Raw genomic sequence first — 17,565 nt, forward strand, 5'->3', positions numbered from 1 at the left:
GCTTTATCGGCTCTCCTTGCATATTGTCGAAAAACGCCGAACCCGTAGCAATATCCCTTTAGCTTTGCTAAAAATGGATACGATAATGAAAAAGAAAGCTATTGACTCGCCCAGCGATTATATGGAAATGTTTGCGCGCTTGGCTGAAGCACGTGCGTCCATGCATAAGCAACAGGAGGCATCAGCGATGCCCAAGCACGATGTCCCCGTTAAGCAAATCAACGCAGAGCGGTTCCACGACTTCCCGCCATTGGAAGCTCATTTATTTTCTTTGCTTGCCCTCGACTAGATGAGACACTTCATAAACGTCTTGGCTTCGTTGGCGAGGGCGACGAAACCGGTTTGGGCTGGCCTCTGCCTATTGCTGCCCCTTTTTGCCGTGACCGGGTACGGGCAAACGAAGGAACAGGGCACCAGGGGAAACTATCCCATGCAAATTGACCTCCCCTTGCTGGATATGCCTTTCCAACGGGATGCGGCACTGGCCGGGGAACTGTTTGATAGCTACTCCATGCAGCAGGCACTTGCCGTAACCCAGAACCTGCACCGTGTAAACTACCACTTCAACAACAAGCTCTGGCACGGCATCATCCGCCCTGACAGCAAACGGAAGCATGTGTATAACCGCATTGCTGCCAATGTTACTTCGGGGTTGGTTGACTATGTATTCACTTATTACGGGGTGGTATTTTCAGCCCAATGGCTGCATGAGGAGTTTCATCGAGCCGGATTGACCATACGGGGCCTTTCCTCGTACGACGAAACGTATAACCGCCTCAACGGTGGATTGGCCAACGGCTCCGTAAGCCGCGTAAAAGACGAAGACCTCATCCGGATGAAAAAAGATGCTCCCCAAGAGTTGGTACGTAGTTTTGCTGCTGGAATCGAAAGTGAATTTTTACTGTTACGGGGGCTGCAAAAGGATAATTTTTTCGGTGGCGCTAAGCATGCTAACATTGCACTGAACATCCTACTGACAAAGCACGCCATCGACTATGTAAACCAGTTCAAACGGATCGGCTACAATGCGAGCATCGACAGTATGAACGCTCATGGGCTGGCGGTGGCCGACCGCGACTTCGTGGGATGGGACTTTACGCCGTGGGTGTACGACCTGCACCGCCCGGACGAACCATATGAAGCACGGGGACGGCACCCGAGCGGGGTGGGAATAGACCGCGCTATCAAAACGACGGCGCTGACCGGCGAAGAACTCCGGTATTTGAAGCGAATGGGCAATCTGCAATACCTCAACTTCGTCTCACCCTTCATGATCGGCATTAACCGCATCCGGTTAAATGACCAGACCGCATTCAACGTTGCGGTAAGGCACTACCTCAATTCGTTTGGATATGACCTGACGGCCGACTTTTTTATCGACCACCGGGATAAACAATATCTCTTCAGCCTGCATGGGTACCGCAATAAACATCGCTTACTACCGGGCATTGAGATGGAACGGAGCCCTCATGCGTTTGACCTAATGGGTGACGACCGCTTATTACTGCAGCCGATGGCAATGCTGTGGCTGCAACCAGGTGATTTTTATGACCGTAGGGCTAGGCCGGGCGGACTGCTGCGGTTGCAGGGGGCTTATTCGCTTGGCAACACCTGGCGTGTGGTCGCTACGGCCGAAGCCAAAACCGCGGGCTGGGTGGCGGGCAATCCTTACCTCGATGCGAAAGCGAGCCTCCGCCTCGGGATAGCGGCCTTTTTCCATGCCAACAACAGGCGCACTACAGTGTTGATGTGATACGTATCGCTTCGAATCCGGGTGGTCGTCCAGCCAATATTACGAGGCGTCTTTATCCACCAGTCAGAAATTTGGCCAAGATACGTTTCAGTTCAGCAATATCGCCGAATTGCCGCATCAGCCGATCGAGATAATCCGCAGGCACACGCTGATAGGTTTGAACATGCTGGGCTTCGGACCAACCCTGTTTTGCCGTCTCGAATGCTGCGGGATGGCTTCGGTGCAGGTTGGTAAATGCGGCAGCCATCTGCTCCCGCTCCGGATCAGAAAACCGGCTACTCACCAACACCGGACCCAGCGGTATCTCCGGAGATTTCCAGACCAGCCGGATAGGGCGATTGGTGGTATCGCGCACAAAATCGGCATAAGCAATGCTACCGATTGCGCCAAGATCGGCTTTGCCCATGGCTACTTGCCCGGCTGCGGCCTGATGGGTGCCGCCGTATACCACCGTCTTGAATTGCTGCTCGGGGTACGCGATGCCCAAGGCAGATAGTGCCATACGCGGCACCAGGTTGCCTGAGGTGGAGCCTTCGCTGACCAACAGCAGCGAAAGTTCGGAAGCATAACGCACGATATCGGCCGAGTCAGCTATAAGACCGCCCTGCGGTGCGATGAAAATGCAGCGGTAATTGTCTCCCACGCCACCCGTGGGTGGCTGCCACACGACCAACGGCGGCATGCCTGTCGCAGCCGCGGAATCGGCCGCCAGCAGCAGGTACCCGAACGTATTGATAAATGCCAGATCCACTTCATCCCGCTGGATGGCATCCACCAACTCGCGGACGCCGGCGTAGCTGGCCACCTTTGCGGTCTGGCCGATGGCTGCGGCGACGACATTAGCCGCCGGACGGATGTTGTTCTCCCGGCTGTTGCCGGCATATTGATAGGTTGCGACGCGCAATTGGGCGATCCCCTGCATGGGGGTTAAACACCACAACAGAAACAGTAGGTGACTAATCCGTGACATGTAACAAATCTTCAATGACATCCTTGCGGTTCCCACCGCCATAATTGGAAAACAGCACGACAGCCATCTGCCGGTCGGGAAAATAAATCAGATTGGCATCTACGCCCAGCGAGCTGCCATTCATCCCGTAACCGGAAAACGGCCCCACTTTCCACAGCTCGATACCCAAGCCATATCCGCAATCATCGCAACCAGGAGCTTCAGCAATCGTGGTCATCGCCTCCAGCGACGGCGCGCTTAGCAACCGGCCGTCAAACAGGGCTTGGCCGAAAGTGAGCAGATCTGCCGCCGTGCTGATAATGCCGGCGGCAGGATCACCGTCGCCGTCGGCCGCATCCCAACGTGTGACGTCATAGATGCGGTTTCCACTGCGATTATATCCCCGGGCGACATTGGGGTCGGCTCGCCTGGCCAGGTAGGTATCCACAAGCCCCAAGGGCACGAATACTTGTTCCTGCAGGTTTTCAGCAAACGGCTTGTCCGTAGCGGCTTCCACCATCCACTCCAGCACCCAATATCCGGCATTGCTGTAATAAGTGCTGCTTCCGGGGGGATGTTTAAGCGGCTTGCCATAAATAAACTGCTGCAGGCGTTGCCGTGTGGTAAGATCTGCAAAATAACCCGGATTATTGATCAATCCCAGCTGGTAGTTCATGTCATCATCGGTGGGGTGTCCTAATCCGCTGGTATGGTTCAGCAGCTGCCGGATGGTTATTTCATCTGCCCGGGGAAGCTGGCCGCGCAATCCAGGCAGGTGCGTAGTGATCTTGTCGTCCAGCCCGAGCAGCCCGGCCTCCGCCAGCTTTAGGACAACAGTGGCTGTAAACAGCTTGGTAACGCTACCGATCCGAAACGGTGTACAGGCATCCATCGCCGACTGATGGGCCAGGTTGCTGTATCCCGCTGCGCCTACCCAAGGGGCTTGGCCGATTTGCTTGACACCGACAATACTTCCGGGTGCTGCCGTCTGTTCTTGATATGTATGTAGCAGCTGGCTATACTGCTGATGCTGGGGATGGTTGGTGTATCGTGCCGAGCATGGGCTGTAATCCGGCAGCGGAATCTCTTCCTGCTGGCAGGACATAACCCCAAACACCGTACAAGCGACCATCCTCCATGAGTTAAACCGTCGGATATTCATTATAGGCTATTCATTTTTAAGCCGACCTGAAAAAGCTGGTGCGGCAGGATGGTGGAACTGGAATTAATGAATGGCGAATCGACATAAAATCCGTAGCTGGCATAAGGCACAAATTTCCCGAACCGATGGCCATAGCTGGCGGCGGCGGCCCCGACCCATTTTCCCTGGAATATCTTTGCGTGATAATGGCCTCCGCCGGTACGATAGACGGGGCTGGCAGGGCGGAATAGGTTATATCCCCCGCCTACGCCTAAGCTGACGACGGCGTTCCCGTGTACATACTTAGGGCCAAATTGCGTGGTCAACATGTTGCTCGTGCCGAACGATCGGTTCGTTGAAAGTGCATAATCTACCGAATGGAAAAAGGCGATACGTCCCCGACTGCCATAATGATATTCTGCGCCGATTTGTATTCCGGGATTAATGCCGTACTTGAAGCCGGAAACTCCGGGCAAGGCAATCTGTTCCATGAACAGTCCGACCTTCAGCCAGACTCCCCTTTGGGACATTGCTTGACCTGAAGCCCCTGTGCCGCTGATCAAGCAAGCCAGTACAGAGGCTGTCATTACCCGGATGCAGCGGCTTATGCGGTGATATCTCATCGTATTAAATCATTCCGGTTATAACGATGCCGAGATTTGCTTACTTGTAAGGCTCCAGCGCCGCAACCAATTCGCGGTAGTCTTTTCGCGTCAGCCCCGGCCCATCGGTAATTTCCCATAGCGCACCCTGAATCAGCGTATAGATAAGCTGCCACTCGGGAGTTTCATAATCTTCGTCGAAGAGTTCCTGCGGATTGTAATGCTGGGTAAGCCGTAGCTTGGGGTAGTCTTTCAGCAAATCCAGCAGCTTGCGGATATTCGGGTCTGTGGTGACCACGCCGGGTTCGTACATATCCTTACCGATGGGATAGTCCTGCGTGTCCCACTGCTGGTTTTCTTCCCACGGGAAGGCCATGGAATAGTTGAGGCACCCCAAGCCGAGGTATACGGTGGTGGTGTCTGCGGGCGTGCTTACGTCTACATAGGTGGGCGGCACCTGGAGACGCACAGTGGATGTGAGGATACCGTTTTGCGTGCGTCCTTCGTGTTTGAACAGGCAAATGAGCCCTCCCGGTATCTCAACGGTCACCGTTACATTCAAGCGGTTAATAAAATTTACGTCTGCATAAAACGTGTTCAGGCTGCCGTGCAGCAGTCCGAGGTCCGGATTGAACGGCTTGTCCGGCCGGGCTACCACCTCGATGCCTTCGGGCAGCTGCCAGGGCGTCCCTGCGGGAATGCCTTCCGTATCGCCGAATCCCGGCTGGTCTTTCGATGAAGGGATGACGATATCCCAATCGTTTCCCTCTTCCAGTGGATCAGGCAAGTCTGGCCCCTCCCCTTTGCTGCACCCTGCCAGCAGCAACAGTACCAAAAGATAATGCGGCACCCTATTCATCTTCATTAACGTAATCATGCTATTTTACAATTTGATAAATTCTACCCTTCTGTTTTGTGCGCGGCCCGCTGCGGTTTGGTTGTCAGCTACCGGCTCCACCTCGCCCTTGCCACTGGCTTCCAGCCGGGCGCCGTCTATTTGGTGCTGGGCCTGCAGCGCTTCTTTCACCGCGGCAGCTCTCCGCTCACTCAGCGCCTGGTTGGCGGCGTCGTCACCCACGGCATCGGTATGGCCCACAATGTGAACACGGATATCCGGGTGCTGCGTAAGCACCGCAGCGATGGATTTGAGCACCCCGGCGGATTCAGGCTTGATGGTGGCCGAACCGGTGTCAAACAAAATGCCTGTGGTGCTGAACCTGCCCTCTTCTACCAGCTTGTGCCGGGTATCTGGCAATCCCCTGGCTATTTTGATGTTGCCGACGTATACGCCTATCTGTTCGTCTTCATACGGGCTGCTGCCCAGTTGGAAAAACAATTGGTTGAGCTGGCCATCTTTCGGAATGCCCTTGGGTACATCGTATAACTTCTCGCCATCCACCCAGAGGCGCAGCCGCTCCTTTTGCACCTGAATCGCCACGTGCGATGATTTGCCGTACCAGCTGCGGGCGACCTTGTTCTTGTTAGGCGGACTGTAAAAGTGGCGGGTATACTTCTCATAACTCTCCAGCATCAGGTTGGCGGCATCCGACAACGGCGATATTTCCAAGTAAAATGACTTGTCGCCCTTCGGGTCGGACAGCAGCTTGTTGGCTGTTGTCGACTCGGCCCCGGATGCCAACAGACCAAGTTTGAATGAGGGAGGCAGCCAGCCCTTGAAATCAATTTGCAGCACCATGTCAAACTCCACCGTAAAATCGGGCCCGAATGCCTGCTCGTTGTCCGTCAATACCACGGTGCGCTGCGCCATGCGCAGCCATTGGCCCGGCAGTCCATCCAACGAGACCACCACCGAGCTGCCGTTGCTGTTCCATCCGGTAGGCAATTCGCCGATGGCCTCGCCGCTGAAGTCGTTGGCGTACAATACCGAGTCACCAGGCACGAAATCGTACCTGCTGAAGGCGTGGATGGCAGTCTGCTTGTTGGCAGCCGTATCCGGCCCGGGTGCAGCGGATGCGCCGTCTGTTTCGGGGGTATCTCCATCCGGCTTAGTCGTTGCCGATTCGATGGCTTTATCCATCCCTTTCGATACCGCCTTGTCGGTCTCGTTCAATACTTTCTGGGTGGCGGTCTGCTCCGCTCTGTTCTTTATTTTGTTCAGGATAGACTGGGCCTGTATAGGAAGGGGCATGATGCCGAATACGATTCCTATAGCTGCGGCAATCGCCGCTGTTGTTCGTTGTAAACACTTCATAACACGGATCATTAATCGGCACAAAGTTACCTCCGCTGCCTTATCGCCTTTGTCCGTTTCGATGAACAGCAATATAGCGGCATGAATGCACCATAGCTTCGACGAAAGTCATGGGATTTTCTATCGCGGTTTAAAGCGGTTCATCGGCGCTATCGGCGATTCGTCGAAAGTGTTGTTCAGTAAAGACAAAAACCGGCGATACTTGCGCCAAAAATTGATCATGGAACGACATAAAACATCCTTGCTCACCTTGGCCGGGTACCTAACACTTGTGTTGGCTTTGTCTTGCAACAAGGATACCCCTGCGCCGGCAGATGATGAGGCGCCGCCGGTTTTCGGCGAACCGGTAACCAAGCCAAAAGGTCAACCTTCGGCCAGTGCCGCTTCAGCGATTATCGGGCCCGCTGGTGGCGTTCTGCAATATGAGCAAGCTGTACGGCTGGAGGTTCCGCCCGAAGCGGTGGCGCAGCCGACTACCTTTGCCATCCAGCCCATTAGCAACACGCTGGACGATGGTTCTGCTGCACAAGCGTTTAGACTCATGCCGGAAGGTGTCCATTTCAAGAAACCCATCAAGGTATCTTTCCCGTATATACCCGGCAATGGCGACAACCCGACAGCCCGCATGGTGGCTTTCCAACGGAATGACGGTATATGGTGTGGCGTGCCTACGGCACTCGATGCGCAACAGCACCTGTTGACCGTAGAAACGCACCACTTCAGCGACTGGGTGTGGTTCGACATGCTGTCGCTACGTCAGGACAAAGAAACCGCACGGGCGGGGGAAACGGCGAACCTCAAGCTGATGGAACAGGTGCTTGGCGCATTGATGCCTGCAAGCACGATCGATAGTGTGCCATTGGCCGCGATGGACGACATTGGTTTTTCAAAGGATGTCACGGTAAGCGGCTGGCGGATTGTGTCTGGCCCCGGCACGCTGGAACCGAAACTCAACACCAATCTGTTGCTCGGCGACGCCATTTACACCGCCCCTACAACCGTCAACGAAGCAGCGAACGTGGAAATCCAGGTGGAGGTGGAAAGCAGGAACGGTTACATCAGCGACCCCACCGCCCCCAACGGCCGGCGTAAGCTGGGCAAAATGATCCTCTTGACAACCATCCGCCTGATGCCCGAAAACTTCGTGCAGCTCAAGCTAAACGGTGCCGAACAAGACTTCGCCCATTTAGGCAATGCCCGCGTGGTAAACGGCACGCTGTACATCCGCACGCACAACGAGCAGATAAACCTGACCTTGCAGTGCAACGGCGCCGGACGGGGCACGTATCCCGGTGGGTTTGGAAATGGCCAGTCGCTCTTTTCGCTGACCAGATCCCAGGGACAGACCCGCCGCAGCTTCGCCAATTTCTATCGCTCATGTGATACCAACAAAGAGGTCTTCAACGGCTCGGCCGTCATCAGTACGGTGGAGGATTATGTCGAAGGAACGTTTACGGGCAACCTGTATCCGGTTGACCACCAAAGCTGTGATCTTCCGGAAGCAACGGCCGTGGAGTTTAAATTCAGAATTAAACGTAGTTGATAATTTTTAAAAAAGATAACCACCATGAAACAAATGAGCACGCAGATGAAATGGACTTTCTTTGTGCTGACATTCAGCTTTGTCATTCAACTATTTACCAACTGCTCAAAGGCCAACGATGGCCCCGAAGGAGATGACGATGGCACGCCACAGCCCGGCTACCTGACCGGAACGGTGAAAGACCAGGCGGGCAACCCGCTGCAAGGCGTGCATATCCTTGTGGACCACAGCATTTTTTTCAATTCGAATCTCTCGACATATACCGATGCTGAGGGCAGGTATAAAATTAAGTTACCCAACGGTTCCTGGTATGCTTTTGCTATGCATGATGTCAGCTACCAAGGCAATACGTTTTCATTGTACCTCCACCCGGAGAATCCGGCTGGATTTGGCGCGGAAGGCGGTGTCCGCAACTTTGTATGGAAGCTTTCGGGTACCATGCCACAACCGCTATCGGGAATTTACGGAGGATGGGTGACCATTGACAATTTCCCCGGAGTGTACATAGAGGAAACGGCAATTGACTTTGTCTTTACGCCGGTAGGCCCGCTCATTGACGGCAGCGCGGGGGAAGTCATACGCCGCCGTGCGGAAGATGCACATAACATCAAGGATATTCCCATCGGTCGATACCAACTTACCGCCACTTACGAAGGGCGGCCCGTAAAATTCAGGGCGTGGAACTCGGACGCGGAATTCCGTGAAACGTACGATCTGCAGTTCAAGCCGCAAATCGCTGAACAATGCGACAATTGCGCGATGGTGGAATACTATTGGGAACCACTATAAGATTAGCGACTTGATGGGATTCATGTAGTGCTTGCCAACACTGATTTCCTGGCCGTTTTCCATAACCAGGTATAGCTTACCAATGTCCCGGTAGCAGGCATCGATACGTTCTATATTGACAATAAACGACCGATGCACGCGGACAAATAGCGCGGGGTCGAGCTTCCGCTCGATAGACCCGATACCTGATGAGCTCAGGAATTCCCCTTGCTCCGTGAACACCACGGTGTAGTCGCCGGCGGCTTTGAAGTACCTCACGTCATTCACGGCAATACGCCGCAAACGCCCACCATCTTCCACAAAAAGGTTTTTTGGATAAGGGTGAGAAGCAAACGTATGGTCCGGCAGCCTATCCGCCGGAGGGCGGCTAACCACTTTTTGCAGGGCAGCATCGAGCCGCGCGGCGCCGTAGGGTTTCAACAGGTAATCCAGCGCTTGATGGTCAAACGCCCGCAGGGCATGGGATTCGTTGCGGGCCGTGAAGATGATCTTGGGTAAATGGTCGGCCTGCTGTATCAGATCAAACGCTCTTTCCCCTCCGAGCTGTACATCAAGAAAAAGTACATCCGGCTCCAGCGCATTGACATAGCGGATGGTCTCGTAGGGGCTACCGCACTCGCCAACCACACGAAATCCGGGACGGCCGCCGATATGTTGCCGGATTTGCTGGCGGCATACCGGCTCGGGGTCGGCAATTAAAATGGTGTTCATGTTATCCTCCTTTTTTCAAATGCTACGTGCGGTGCTCGTAGCGCACCGCAGGCACACAAAAGTAAGCGGCAGGCCTTGCGCAATTCATCGAAGTTATGCGATAAAGCGCATTTACGTAGTACTACGCAAGCCCGTCAAGCGTCTTCGCCGCCACGCAAACGGCCAGTGTAACATTCCGCATCGTTCTATCGTCTACTCTGCGTATTTTTACGGAAATGACTGACTAACCATGAAACAGCTTAGCTTTCTGTGCTTTTTGATTTTCGTACTTGCCAGTACCAAGGGACAGGTAGCACAACAGGATACGGCCAGGGTGTTCCAGCTTATTGAAGCTGCTAACGAAAAACAACAGCAGGGGCTGGCCGATGCTGCGGAAAGGGATTTCCGCAAAGCGGGAGAATTAGCGAAGCGGCTGAATTTCGACCGTGGACTTCTGATGTTTGCGGGCTACTATTGTGTATTTCTTTACCACCAAATCCGGTACGAGGAGGCGATGACAATGGCTGAATTGCAATTGGAAGTAAGTGAACGCATAGGCGATAAGCAACGCATAGGATATGCCTACAACAACATATCCTTGCAACACCAAGCACAGGGGAAGTTGCAGCAAGCCGCCGAGTCTTTGATGAAAGCACTGGAAATTTCGTCGGAAATCGAAAGCCCCACCCCTCGCGATCTCTCGGATCGCCGGAAATACTACAACAACCTCAGTTCGCTGCTGCTGGATATGAACGATCTGAAGAAGGGTAAGGAATATGCCGTGAAAGCGCTCGAAATCGCTGAGCAGCTGCAAGACACCTTGGCTATCGGATGGAGCCTGATAAACCTACTGGTAGCCGAAGCGATGGCCGGTGAGCTGGCTGACGCGGAGAAACATGGCATGCAATTGCTGGCCGTCGGCCAATCGCAGGGCGACGCCGAGATGGAGCTGAAAGCTTACAATAACCTCGGCGATATCTATCGTATGCAAAAACGGTATCCACTCGCGCTGGAAACCTTTAAAAAAGCCCAGCGGCTTCTGGCCAAAGCGCCTCCCGGCAACGAAGTGTATATCCTCATGGGCATTTCCTCGGTGTACAACGGCATGAAGCAATACGGCCAAGCCAATACGTATTTCGATCGCGCACGTATGCTGGCCGAACGGGAACTAGCCAAACCTCAGCTTATTGAACTGTACCTTTCGGGCGCGGAAATCAAGGAAGCTATGGGTAACTATAAAGAAGCGCTCGCGCTTCGGAAGCAGTATGAACAAATCAACGATTCGCTACGCAATCAGGAAACCCACAATGCCATACAGGAGCTCGAAGTGAAGTACCAGACTTCCGAGAAAGAGAAGGCGCTTGCTGAACGCGACCTGCAAATCAGCAAACAGCGCGGCGAACTGGAACGCAAGAATAAGTGGGTGATTTTATCTGTCTCCCTGGTTGCAATATCGGTCCTGTTATGGGTATTCAACCGTCTAATCAGCCGACAGAAACGGAAAACTGAGGCGACGGAGCAGGCCAACCGCCTGCTGGAAGCGCAACTGCGCGGTGAAGAAAAGGAGCGGGCGCGCACCGCCCGCGAACTGCACGATGGCGTTGCCAGCATCTTGTCCGCGGCTAAACTCCACATTAACGCAAGGCCGGGAGGAGACACCAAAACCGACCTACTCGTGGGGCAGCTGATCGAAACCGCCGTACAGGAAATCCGCAACCTCTCCCACAACCTGGCTCCGGAACGGGTACTTAACGACGGGTTTGAGCAGGCCGTGCAGGAGTTTTGTAGGCGTGTGAACCATCCGGGGTTGCAACTGGAGTGTTATGTGGTAGGAGTACTCCCGAAACTGGATAAAGACGCCGAGCTCTTGCTATACCGAATCATCCAGGAAGCCGTGACCAATATCGTGAAGCATGCCGAAGCCACCGAAGGTATCGTGCAGCTCGTGGGCGACGGCCCACGGCTCTCCATCACCATTGAAGACAACGGCAGGGGATTTGAGCATGATGCCTCGAAAAGCACCGGCCTGGGACTGAAAAACCTCGCCTCCAGAATACAATTACTGAAAGGCAGCCACGAAGTACGTTCCGCACCCGGAAAAGGGACGTCCATCTACATCGAAATTGATGCGGCTACTGCGATGCAACTTACAGATACCGGATTGGAAACGCACTTTTCCGGATAACGCAATCTTCCGTAGTGATACGGATACGACAGCGCGATAATTGCTTTAAATTTGCATAAAACTTTAGGAGATATGCACTTATGATTACCATTGGAATCGTGGACGACCACTCGCTGATCATCAGCGGACTGGCCCATATGCTGAGTGATCAGCCGGATTGCCCTATCCTGTTTACCGCCGGCAATGGCAAACAGCTCGTCGCCGAATTGGAGCGCCAGCTGCCGGATGTCTTGTTGCTTGACATCGAATTGCCGGACAGTAATGGGATTGAGTTATGTGCAGAAATCTTGAAAAAATACCCTGCCTTGCCGATTATTGCGCTCACAAACCATGACGAGGTCGTTTACGTCAGGAAGATGATACGCAGCGGTGCAAAGGGCTACTTGCTCAAAGGAACCGACAAACAGAACCTCCTGAATGCCATCCAGGCGGTATACAACGGCCAGCAATTTTTAGACCGCCAGATTGAACAGGCCATCTTGCAGCAAGCCATCTCGGGCAAACGGCCATCAACAATCATTAAACTAACCAAGCGGGAGAACGAAATTCTGGCGTTAATAGCCAATGAGTATTCCAATCAGGAAATCGCTGATAAGCTGTTTCTAAGCGTGCGCACGGTGGAGTCGCATCGGCACAGCCTTAATCAGAAGCTGAACATCAAAAACCCAGCAGGCTTGGTCAAGGAAGCGTATCTACGCGGGCTGATTTAGCTTTACTTCTGGCCGAGGGTCTTCCGTATCCGGCTGAGGCTATCCTGATGAATGCCCAATAATGAAGCAATATATTTTAAAGGAACCTGCTGGATGACCTCCGGCTGTTCGGCCATGATTTTTTGATAACGTTCTTCCGCAGTCATGCACGCCGCATCGATTTGGCTATCTTGTATCCAATTGAGCAGCCTATCCATAATTGCCAGCTCCATGTCGTACATTCGGGGAATCCGCTGCTTCATCGCCTCTACACCGGGCCTATCCCACACCAACACATCGATATCGGTGAGCGATTCCAACGCACAGGAGGACAGCTCGCCATTCAGCAAGTATAGCGGGGTAGACAGGAAATCATTCACCGAGACGATACCCAGTGTGTAATCCACGCCGTTGTGTAGCCGGTACAAACGGGCAATGCCGCTGTTCAGAAAATAAAGTGTCCTGACAACCTTACCTTGTTCCATGATTACCGTATGGGGCGGCAGTAACTTATGGCTGGTAAACGATTTGATGATCTCGAACTCTGCAGGCGTAAATAACACACCTTTACGCTGCGCGTAATGACATACCTTTTTAAAATGGTCAGGCGGTATCATGATAAAGCGAGATCTTAACGGCCAATCCGTTACGAAAATAATAAAAAAAACCAAGGCAACAATTTCTGACATATGTCAGTTGAACTCGAGGCGCTGCCACACTAATTTTGCTTGCCATGAAAAGAATAGGGTTATGAGAAAGTCTACATTACTGATTGCGGATAAGGACGGCGATTTCCGTGAGGAACTTCAGCGCTTGATCAGACAACAGGGATATCCGGCTGTATTTTGGACGTGCTGCAACGGACTGGAAGCCCTCAAATACATCAATGCGCTGCAACCCGACCTCGTCTTGATGAACGTTGAGTTGCCTGGTAAAAGTGGATTTGAAGTATTGGATGCCGCCATTGAAACCCCTGCCGCCATTTTACTTGCCGATTCGCCTGCATATGCCGCCAAGGCGTTTGAGTACCATGCCGTGGATTACCTCCTAAAGCCGTTTACCGCGGAACGCCTGGAACTGGCGCTGGGGCGCTCAGCGTTGCGAAGCAGCTCAATGGCTGCAATCCGCCATCTCCATACCCCAAATAACGGCTTTCCCACCCGCATATTGGTAGAAAAAGGGAAACGCCTCACCAGCATCCCGGTCGATAAAATCACCCATTTTAAAGCAGACAAGGATTACACGTGGATTCATACCATCAATGGCGAGTCGTACCTCAGCACGAACGGCATCGGCCAACTTGAGCGCAAGCTAAACCCAGTGCACTTCATCCGCATCCATCGCTCCTATATTGTCAATATTGATTATATCCAGGAACTTTACCGCGATATCAGCAGACTTTTTGTAGCGCTGCCCAATGCCATCGAAATCAATGTCGGACGAAACTATATGCCCGCCATAAAAGAGCTGATGTTCTAACCACCACTTGATGGGCTGACCGGCCGCTCAACTGGATAGCCCAAAAGGTAACTGACAGGCATCAAGCCGCCCTTGGCCTTGCCAACTTCCCAAATATAGGACCTGTCTAAATCAGCACCGTAAGCCAAGTCAAGCATTTCATTGAGCGTATAAGTACGGCATACGCTGACCAACCCGTCCCACAGCAGATAAGCCGGTATGAGCGGTATGAAATAGGTAAAGAATATTCTTTTCCACCGAAACGGGCGGATGCCCGGTGTGAGCAGCCAAACGCATAGTGGAGAGAGCACCAAAAATTTCAACAGGTTGAAAGCGTTCCGTTCCTGTGCTTCCACCACCAGAATAGGCGAACGTTGCTCCACGGCGTCTGCCAGCAAACGTTGCGCTGCTCGCGGGCGGAAGTGATGGAACGACATGAACTGTGTACGCACTCCCCGCAGGTGCGAGGGCACATTCAATGCATCTACCGGATAGGCACAGAAGGTCACGTGCGCGGGAAACCGGCTCGCCAGCTTGGCAAACGCCTCCCGGTTTGGGAAAATGTCTGTAAGCGTGACGTTCATGTCCGGTCTTAAGGGAATCATCCGTTGCAGGATTTTCTCCCAGCCACCGCCTCCTCCCGCCGCAATATCGACAAATGCGGACCGGCGGCTCCTATCCAACGCATCCAGCAGGACGGGGATAAGCTGTTCATAATAGTCCGCGCGGTCGGCGATGGCACGCAGGAAATCCGTTCCATAGTCTCGAAGCCAAGCGGGGAACCAGGGCATGTCTTCAAATTCAAATAAATGTAATCGTTTCATTGGCCCGCAAATCTAGCGGTCAACGTAATCGATCCGGACCAAAGCCGTCCAACGATTATATACGGCGACAAACGGCCGGATAAAGGAGATGAAGAGAAAACTGAGCTAACATTTGCGAGCAAAAGGATACGTATTACTGCCTAAACGTTCATTACCGTACTTCCGCGGTGGAATGGCTAAACAGCCAAAGCTAACTTTGCCTTCGCATTGAAAACATAATATACTGTAGAATGAAACAACGATTTTTTATAGTAGGGCTTGCCTGTATCGCATTAGCCGTGGGCTGCAAAAAAAATAGTCCAAAAGACGACTCGCCGTCAAACGCAACCAAATACCTTCAACGTTATGTAACGACCTCGGATGGCGAGTCGGTTACCTATACGTTGGCGTATGATACCAAAAACAGGTTGATAGCCTACAACAGTGAGGAGGACGATTATCGTAGTCGGATAACATATGACAACAATGACAATCCAATCAGATTTGAGCTTGAGTCGACGGGAGCGAAACAGGTATTCGAGATCACCTATAACAGCACTGGGGTACCCTTGCGTGCGACTTCTGTGCTGTCAGATCTGGATAATCCCGGTGAGGAACTTGAAACGGAGATTACTTACGAAGTAACCGACGGCAAAATCAGTAAAATGTACTTCGCCGATGAGGCAGGCAACGAAGCCGTTTACACACTCAGCTACATGGGCAATAACCTAACCCGGGTGGCTTATACGGCGAGCGAGGGCGAACTAGTACTGACATGGAACTATGGAAACAAAAAATCTGCATACAGCGCAGCCCGCTTTAACTACCTGGTTATTCCGGACCTCTTTTCTGTTTTTTCGAGCGAAAACGAAATCACCCAAAGCCGTCTGGAAATAACCGGGCTAGGGGCGTTTATCACGACTTACACCTATCAATTTGACGCGGCAGGATATCCTACTGCGGCTACAGAGAAGGATCAGGACGGCAACGAATCGCAAATCAGCTTCTTTTACGATTAATGCTTTCGGCTGGGTAAACTGCGGTAGCGATCAGACCGAAAAGGGCATCCTATGCGTGCCCTTCTTCATTTACCGGGAACTTCTTTCTCAACTAACTTTGTTTCCGCAGATACTTCGTGAGGATAACGATTAGCTGCCCTTCTACCCTACCTTCTATTTGTTCGGGGTTGTCCTCGACGAGCCGAATGTTTTTGACCACCGTGCCGAGCTTGGCACTGAGGTTGCTGCCTTTCACATCGAGCGTTTTGGTTAGCACCACTGAATCGCCATTTTGAAGGGTATTGCCATTCGAATCTTTGTGCACGATGGCTTCACCAGCTTCTGCTTGCTCACCTACTGCCTTGGCCCACGCAAGGGTCTCGTCGTCAAGGTACAGGATATCCAACGCTTCTGCTGCCCAGCTTTCACTTTTCAAGCGGTTGAGCATGCGCCATGCCAGTACCTGTACAGCACGAACTTCACTCCACATCGCTTCCGGCAAGAAGCGCCATTCATCAGGGTTAAGCGGCTCAACGCCTTCGATTTGACTAACCAATGTCTTACAAACCGCCACTTCATTGTCGGCATAAGCATCGGGCGGTACGGGGTAGACCGCCAGCGCTGTTTCTTTCTGGCACAACTCGCATCTGCCGCCACTGCGGGCCATCAGCTTTTCGTTCATGGCCCAAAGATACGGTTTTGGCATTCCGTTTTAGGCATTTTTCATGCCAACCTTACTGACCACCTCCTATCACTGAAATTCCTTGGCGTTGATACTAAAGCCGGGGCAGTCTCGTGTGTGCTTGGGGCCAGCCGCCGATTAATCCACCGCCCCGAATACTTTTTTCAGTAACGATGTGGTACGGAATACCGAGTTGTCGCGAATGGCGCTCTCCTTCTCGGCCACCATCTTGAAGACACCGTTGACGGTCTCCTGCGTCACGTAAGCGTTTAAATCGGTGTCGATGGATTGCCTGGTGAGCCCATTATACCTGCTGATGATCTGCTCCCAAACACGGTCTGCACCGACTTTGCCCAGCGAGCCTTCCACCTTGGGCCTGAAAGCTGCAAACAATTGTTCTGACGTCTTACCTTTGAGGTAGTTCGTGGCAGCTACGCTATCACCCAGCAGGATGTTTTTCGCATCATCAAAGGTCATCGTGGTGATGGCATTTGCAAAGATAGGCACCCCTTCTTTTACGGCGTCTTCCGCAGCGCGGTTGAGCAGCAACAATCCTTGATCAGCCAAGTTGCCCAGGCCGACACCACGCAGGGCGGCGTCCACTTTCCGCAACTGCTCGGGCAGCAGGATCCTGACCAGTTCATTCTTGAAAAAACCGTCTTCGGCACCGAGTTTTTGGATCCCTTCTGTAACGCCTATATTCAAGGCTTCTTTCAGCGCACTGGAAACTTCGCCGGTAGACAGTCCCGACAAGTCTATATTCCGCTTTTCATCACCACTCCGAGCCTGGCTACCCGAACGTTCGGCCATGGCGTCCTTTACCCGATCGAGTAAACCCTGCGCGGAAGCGGTTGAATAAACCAGCATGCCCGCCAATAGAAGTACGCCTATAAACTTCTTGCTTAATCCCATGATCTGCTATTTAATGAAACAACTGCAGCAAAAATAGCAATATCTTCGGGTTGTCGGCCGAAACGGGCGCTAAATCTCGGCACAACGGAGAATGACATGGGTAGCGCCGTCCCGATCGATTTGTGCGCACAACTGTGGTTTTGCTGGCGTTGAATAGCC

Annotated in this window: 18 protein-coding genes; 8 read left to right on the forward strand and 10 right to left on the reverse strand. The window is 52.8% G+C overall.

Annotated elements, in window-relative coordinates; translation table 11 throughout:
• Nucleotides 1–85: 85 nt before the first annotated feature.
• On the forward strand, nucleotides 86–289 hold the full coding sequence (locus tag B5X72_RS15890; RefSeq protein ID WP_139378737.1) for a hypothetical protein: 204 nt from the start codon (nucleotides 86–88) through the stop codon (nucleotides 287–289).
• Nucleotides 290–1,753, forward strand: coding sequence for a hypothetical protein (locus tag B5X72_RS15895; protein ID WP_079717911.1), 1,464 nt, complete (start codon nucleotides 290–292; stop codon nucleotides 1,751–1,753).
• 52 nt (nucleotides 1,754–1,805) lie between these two features.
• Here the strand turns inward: B5X72_RS15895 and B5X72_RS15900 are convergent, their stop codons facing one another.
• Genes B5X72_RS15900 through B5X72_RS15920 form a run of 5 tightly spaced genes read right to left on the reverse strand, consistent with a single transcriptional unit; the run spans nucleotide 1,806 to nucleotide 6,657 of the window.
• Nucleotides 1,806–2,723: a phosphate/phosphite/phosphonate ABC transporter substrate-binding protein gene (locus B5X72_RS15900; RefSeq protein ID WP_176146241.1), complete on the reverse strand. Its 918-nt coding sequence runs from the start codon at nucleotides 2,721–2,723 to the stop codon at nucleotides 1,806–1,808.
• The gene (locus tag B5X72_RS15905; protein ID WP_079717913.1) at nucleotides 2,710–3,864 is read right to left on the reverse strand and encodes a serine hydrolase domain-containing protein; all 1,155 of its coding nucleotides are present in this window, start codon (nucleotides 3,862–3,864) and stop codon (nucleotides 2,710–2,712) included. Before B5X72_RS15905 ends, B5X72_RS15900 begins: the two co-directional genes overlap by 14 nt.
• Nucleotides 3,864–4,466 carry a hypothetical protein gene (locus B5X72_RS15910; RefSeq protein WP_090974364.1) on the reverse strand — a complete coding sequence of 201 codons (603 nt, stop codon included), beginning with the start codon at nucleotides 4,464–4,466 and terminating at the stop codon, nucleotides 3,864–3,866. The genes B5X72_RS15905 and B5X72_RS15910 overlap by 1 nt, the downstream gene beginning before the upstream one ends.
• Nucleotides 4,467–4,506: 40 nt before the next feature.
• Entirely contained in the window at nucleotides 4,507–5,322 is an 816-nt protein-coding gene (locus B5X72_RS15915) for a hypothetical protein (protein WP_139378738.1), read from the reverse strand.
• Nucleotides 5,323–5,328: 6 nt separating this feature from the next.
• A complete protein-coding gene (locus B5X72_RS15920; protein ID WP_176146243.1) occupies nucleotides 5,329–6,657 on the reverse strand; it encodes an OmpA family protein in 1,329 nt (442 codons plus the stop codon).
• A 220-nt stretch (nucleotides 6,658–6,877) separates the two neighbouring features.
• Here B5X72_RS15920 and B5X72_RS15925 point away from each other — a divergent pair, with 220 nt between their 5' ends.
• The gene (locus B5X72_RS15925; protein ID WP_217698154.1) at nucleotides 6,878–8,200 is read left to right on the forward strand and encodes a hypothetical protein; all 1,323 of its coding nucleotides are present in this window, start codon (nucleotides 6,878–6,880) and stop codon (nucleotides 8,198–8,200) included.
• 24 nt (nucleotides 8,201–8,224) lie between these two features.
• Nucleotides 8,225–8,989, forward strand: coding sequence for a carboxypeptidase-like regulatory domain-containing protein (locus B5X72_RS15930; RefSeq protein ID WP_079717918.1), 765 nt, complete (start codon nucleotides 8,225–8,227; stop codon nucleotides 8,987–8,989).
• Here B5X72_RS15930 and B5X72_RS15935 read toward each other — a convergent pair.
• Nucleotides 8,984–9,700: a LytR/AlgR family response regulator transcription factor gene (locus B5X72_RS15935; protein ID WP_079717919.1), complete on the reverse strand. Its 717-nt coding sequence runs from the start codon at nucleotides 9,698–9,700 to the stop codon at nucleotides 8,984–8,986. The genes B5X72_RS15930 and B5X72_RS15935 overlap by 6 nt on opposite strands.
• A gap of 229 nt (nucleotides 9,701–9,929) precedes the next feature.
• Between B5X72_RS15935 and B5X72_RS15940 the strand changes: the two genes are divergently transcribed.
• Both B5X72_RS15940 and B5X72_RS15945 read left to right on the forward strand, forming a co-directional pair.
• Complete coding sequence (locus B5X72_RS15940; protein WP_079717920.1) at nucleotides 9,930–11,864, forward strand: tetratricopeptide repeat-containing sensor histidine kinase; 1,935 nt, start codon at nucleotides 9,930–9,932, stop codon at nucleotides 11,862–11,864.
• 80 nt (nucleotides 11,865–11,944) lie between these two features.
• Nucleotides 11,945–12,574 carry a response regulator gene (locus B5X72_RS15945; RefSeq protein ID WP_079717921.1) on the forward strand — a complete coding sequence of 210 codons (630 nt, stop codon included), beginning with the start codon at nucleotides 11,945–11,947 and terminating at the stop codon, nucleotides 12,572–12,574.
• A 2-nt stretch (nucleotides 12,575–12,576) separates the two neighbouring features.
• On the opposite strand, the gene B5X72_RS15950 is transcribed toward B5X72_RS15945, so the two are convergent.
• The gene (locus tag B5X72_RS15950) at nucleotides 12,577–13,170 is read right to left on the reverse strand and encodes a Crp/Fnr family transcriptional regulator (RefSeq protein ID WP_079717922.1); all 594 of its coding nucleotides are present in this window, start codon (nucleotides 13,168–13,170) and stop codon (nucleotides 12,577–12,579) included.
• Between the two features lie 133 nt (nucleotides 13,171–13,303).
• Between B5X72_RS15950 and B5X72_RS15955 the strand changes: the two genes are divergently transcribed.
• Nucleotides 13,304–14,032 (forward strand): LytR/AlgR family response regulator transcription factor, encoded by a 729-nt coding sequence (locus B5X72_RS15955; protein ID WP_176146244.1) that lies wholly within the window; start codon nucleotides 13,304–13,306, stop codon nucleotides 14,030–14,032.
• Here B5X72_RS15955 and B5X72_RS15960 read toward each other — a convergent pair.
• A complete protein-coding gene (locus B5X72_RS15960; protein ID WP_079717924.1) occupies nucleotides 14,029–14,835 on the reverse strand; it encodes a hypothetical protein in 807 nt (268 codons plus the stop codon). The two genes, B5X72_RS15955 and B5X72_RS15960, sit on opposite strands and share 4 nt — an antisense overlap.
• A gap of 230 nt (nucleotides 14,836–15,065) precedes the next feature.
• Here B5X72_RS15960 and B5X72_RS15965 point away from each other — a divergent pair, with 230 nt between their 5' ends.
• The gene (locus tag B5X72_RS15965; RefSeq protein ID WP_079717925.1) at nucleotides 15,066–15,833 is read left to right on the forward strand and encodes a hypothetical protein; all 768 of its coding nucleotides are present in this window, start codon (nucleotides 15,066–15,068) and stop codon (nucleotides 15,831–15,833) included.
• Between the two features lie 91 nt (nucleotides 15,834–15,924).
• Here the strand turns inward: B5X72_RS15965 and B5X72_RS15970 are convergent, their stop codons facing one another.
• Both B5X72_RS15970 and B5X72_RS15975 read right to left on the reverse strand, forming a co-directional pair.
• Nucleotides 15,925–16,494: a PhnA domain-containing protein gene (locus tag B5X72_RS15970; RefSeq protein ID WP_079717926.1), complete on the reverse strand. Its 570-nt coding sequence runs from the start codon at nucleotides 16,492–16,494 to the stop codon at nucleotides 15,925–15,927.
• Between the two features lie 138 nt (nucleotides 16,495–16,632).
• The gene (locus B5X72_RS15975; RefSeq protein ID WP_079717927.1) at nucleotides 16,633–17,406 is read right to left on the reverse strand and encodes a DUF4197 domain-containing protein; all 774 of its coding nucleotides are present in this window, start codon (nucleotides 17,404–17,406) and stop codon (nucleotides 16,633–16,635) included.
• Nucleotides 17,407–17,565: the final 159 nt, after the last annotated feature.

Origin of the sequence: Parapedobacter luteus (genome assembly GCF_900168055.1) — a bacterium.
In the GTDB taxonomy this organism is placed as follows: Bacteria; Bacteroidota; Bacteroidia; order Sphingobacteriales; family Sphingobacteriaceae; genus Parapedobacter; species Parapedobacter luteus.

Excerpts from the sequence above, each read along its gene's own strand:
- B5X72_RS15890 (WP_139378737.1), top strand. The coding sequence starts at position 86 with ATGAAAAAGAAAGCTATTGACTCGCCCAGCGATTATATGGAAATGTTT.
- B5X72_RS15895 (WP_079717911.1), top strand. The coding sequence starts at position 290 with ATGAGACACTTCATAAACGTCTTGGCTTCGTTGGCGAGGGCGACGAAA.
- B5X72_RS15900 (WP_176146241.1), bottom strand. The coding sequence starts at position 2,723 with ATGTCACGGATTAGTCACCTACTGTTTCTGTTGTGGTGTTTAACCCCC.
- B5X72_RS15905 (WP_079717913.1), bottom strand. The coding sequence starts at position 3,864 with ATGAATATCCGACGGTTTAACTCATGGAGGATGGTCGCTTGTACGGTG.
- B5X72_RS15910 (WP_090974364.1), bottom strand. The coding sequence starts at position 4,466 with ATGAGATATCACCGCATAAGCCGCTGCATCCGGGTAATGACAGCCTCT.
- B5X72_RS15915 (WP_139378738.1), bottom strand. The coding sequence starts at position 5,322 with ATGATTACGTTAATGAAGATGAATAGGGTGCCGCATTATCTTTTGGTA.
- B5X72_RS15920 (WP_176146243.1), bottom strand. The coding sequence starts at position 6,657 with ATGAAGTGTTTACAACGAACAACAGCGGCGATTGCCGCAGCTATAGGA.
- B5X72_RS15925 (WP_217698154.1), top strand. The coding sequence starts at position 6,878 with ATGGAACGACATAAAACATCCTTGCTCACCTTGGCCGGGTACCTAACA.
- B5X72_RS15930 (WP_079717918.1), top strand. The coding sequence starts at position 8,225 with ATGAAACAAATGAGCACGCAGATGAAATGGACTTTCTTTGTGCTGACA.
- B5X72_RS15935 (WP_079717919.1), bottom strand. The coding sequence starts at position 9,700 with ATGAACACCATTTTAATTGCCGACCCCGAGCCGGTATGCCGCCAGCAA.
- B5X72_RS15940 (WP_079717920.1), top strand. The coding sequence starts at position 9,930 with ATGAAACAGCTTAGCTTTCTGTGCTTTTTGATTTTCGTACTTGCCAGT.
- B5X72_RS15945 (WP_079717921.1), top strand. The coding sequence starts at position 11,945 with ATGATTACCATTGGAATCGTGGACGACCACTCGCTGATCATCAGCGGA.
- B5X72_RS15950 (WP_079717922.1), bottom strand. The coding sequence starts at position 13,170 with ATGATACCGCCTGACCATTTTAAAAAGGTATGTCATTACGCGCAGCGT.
- B5X72_RS15955 (WP_176146244.1), top strand. The coding sequence starts at position 13,304 with ATGAGAAAGTCTACATTACTGATTGCGGATAAGGACGGCGATTTCCGT.
- B5X72_RS15960 (WP_079717924.1), bottom strand. The coding sequence starts at position 14,835 with ATGAAACGATTACATTTATTTGAATTTGAAGACATGCCCTGGTTCCCC.
- B5X72_RS15965 (WP_079717925.1), top strand. The coding sequence starts at position 15,066 with ATGAAACAACGATTTTTTATAGTAGGGCTTGCCTGTATCGCATTAGCC.
- B5X72_RS15970 (WP_079717926.1), bottom strand. The coding sequence starts at position 16,494 with ATGAACGAAAAGCTGATGGCCCGCAGTGGCGGCAGATGCGAGTTGTGC.
- B5X72_RS15975 (WP_079717927.1), bottom strand. The coding sequence starts at position 17,406 with ATGGGATTAAGCAAGAAGTTTATAGGCGTACTTCTATTGGCGGGCATG.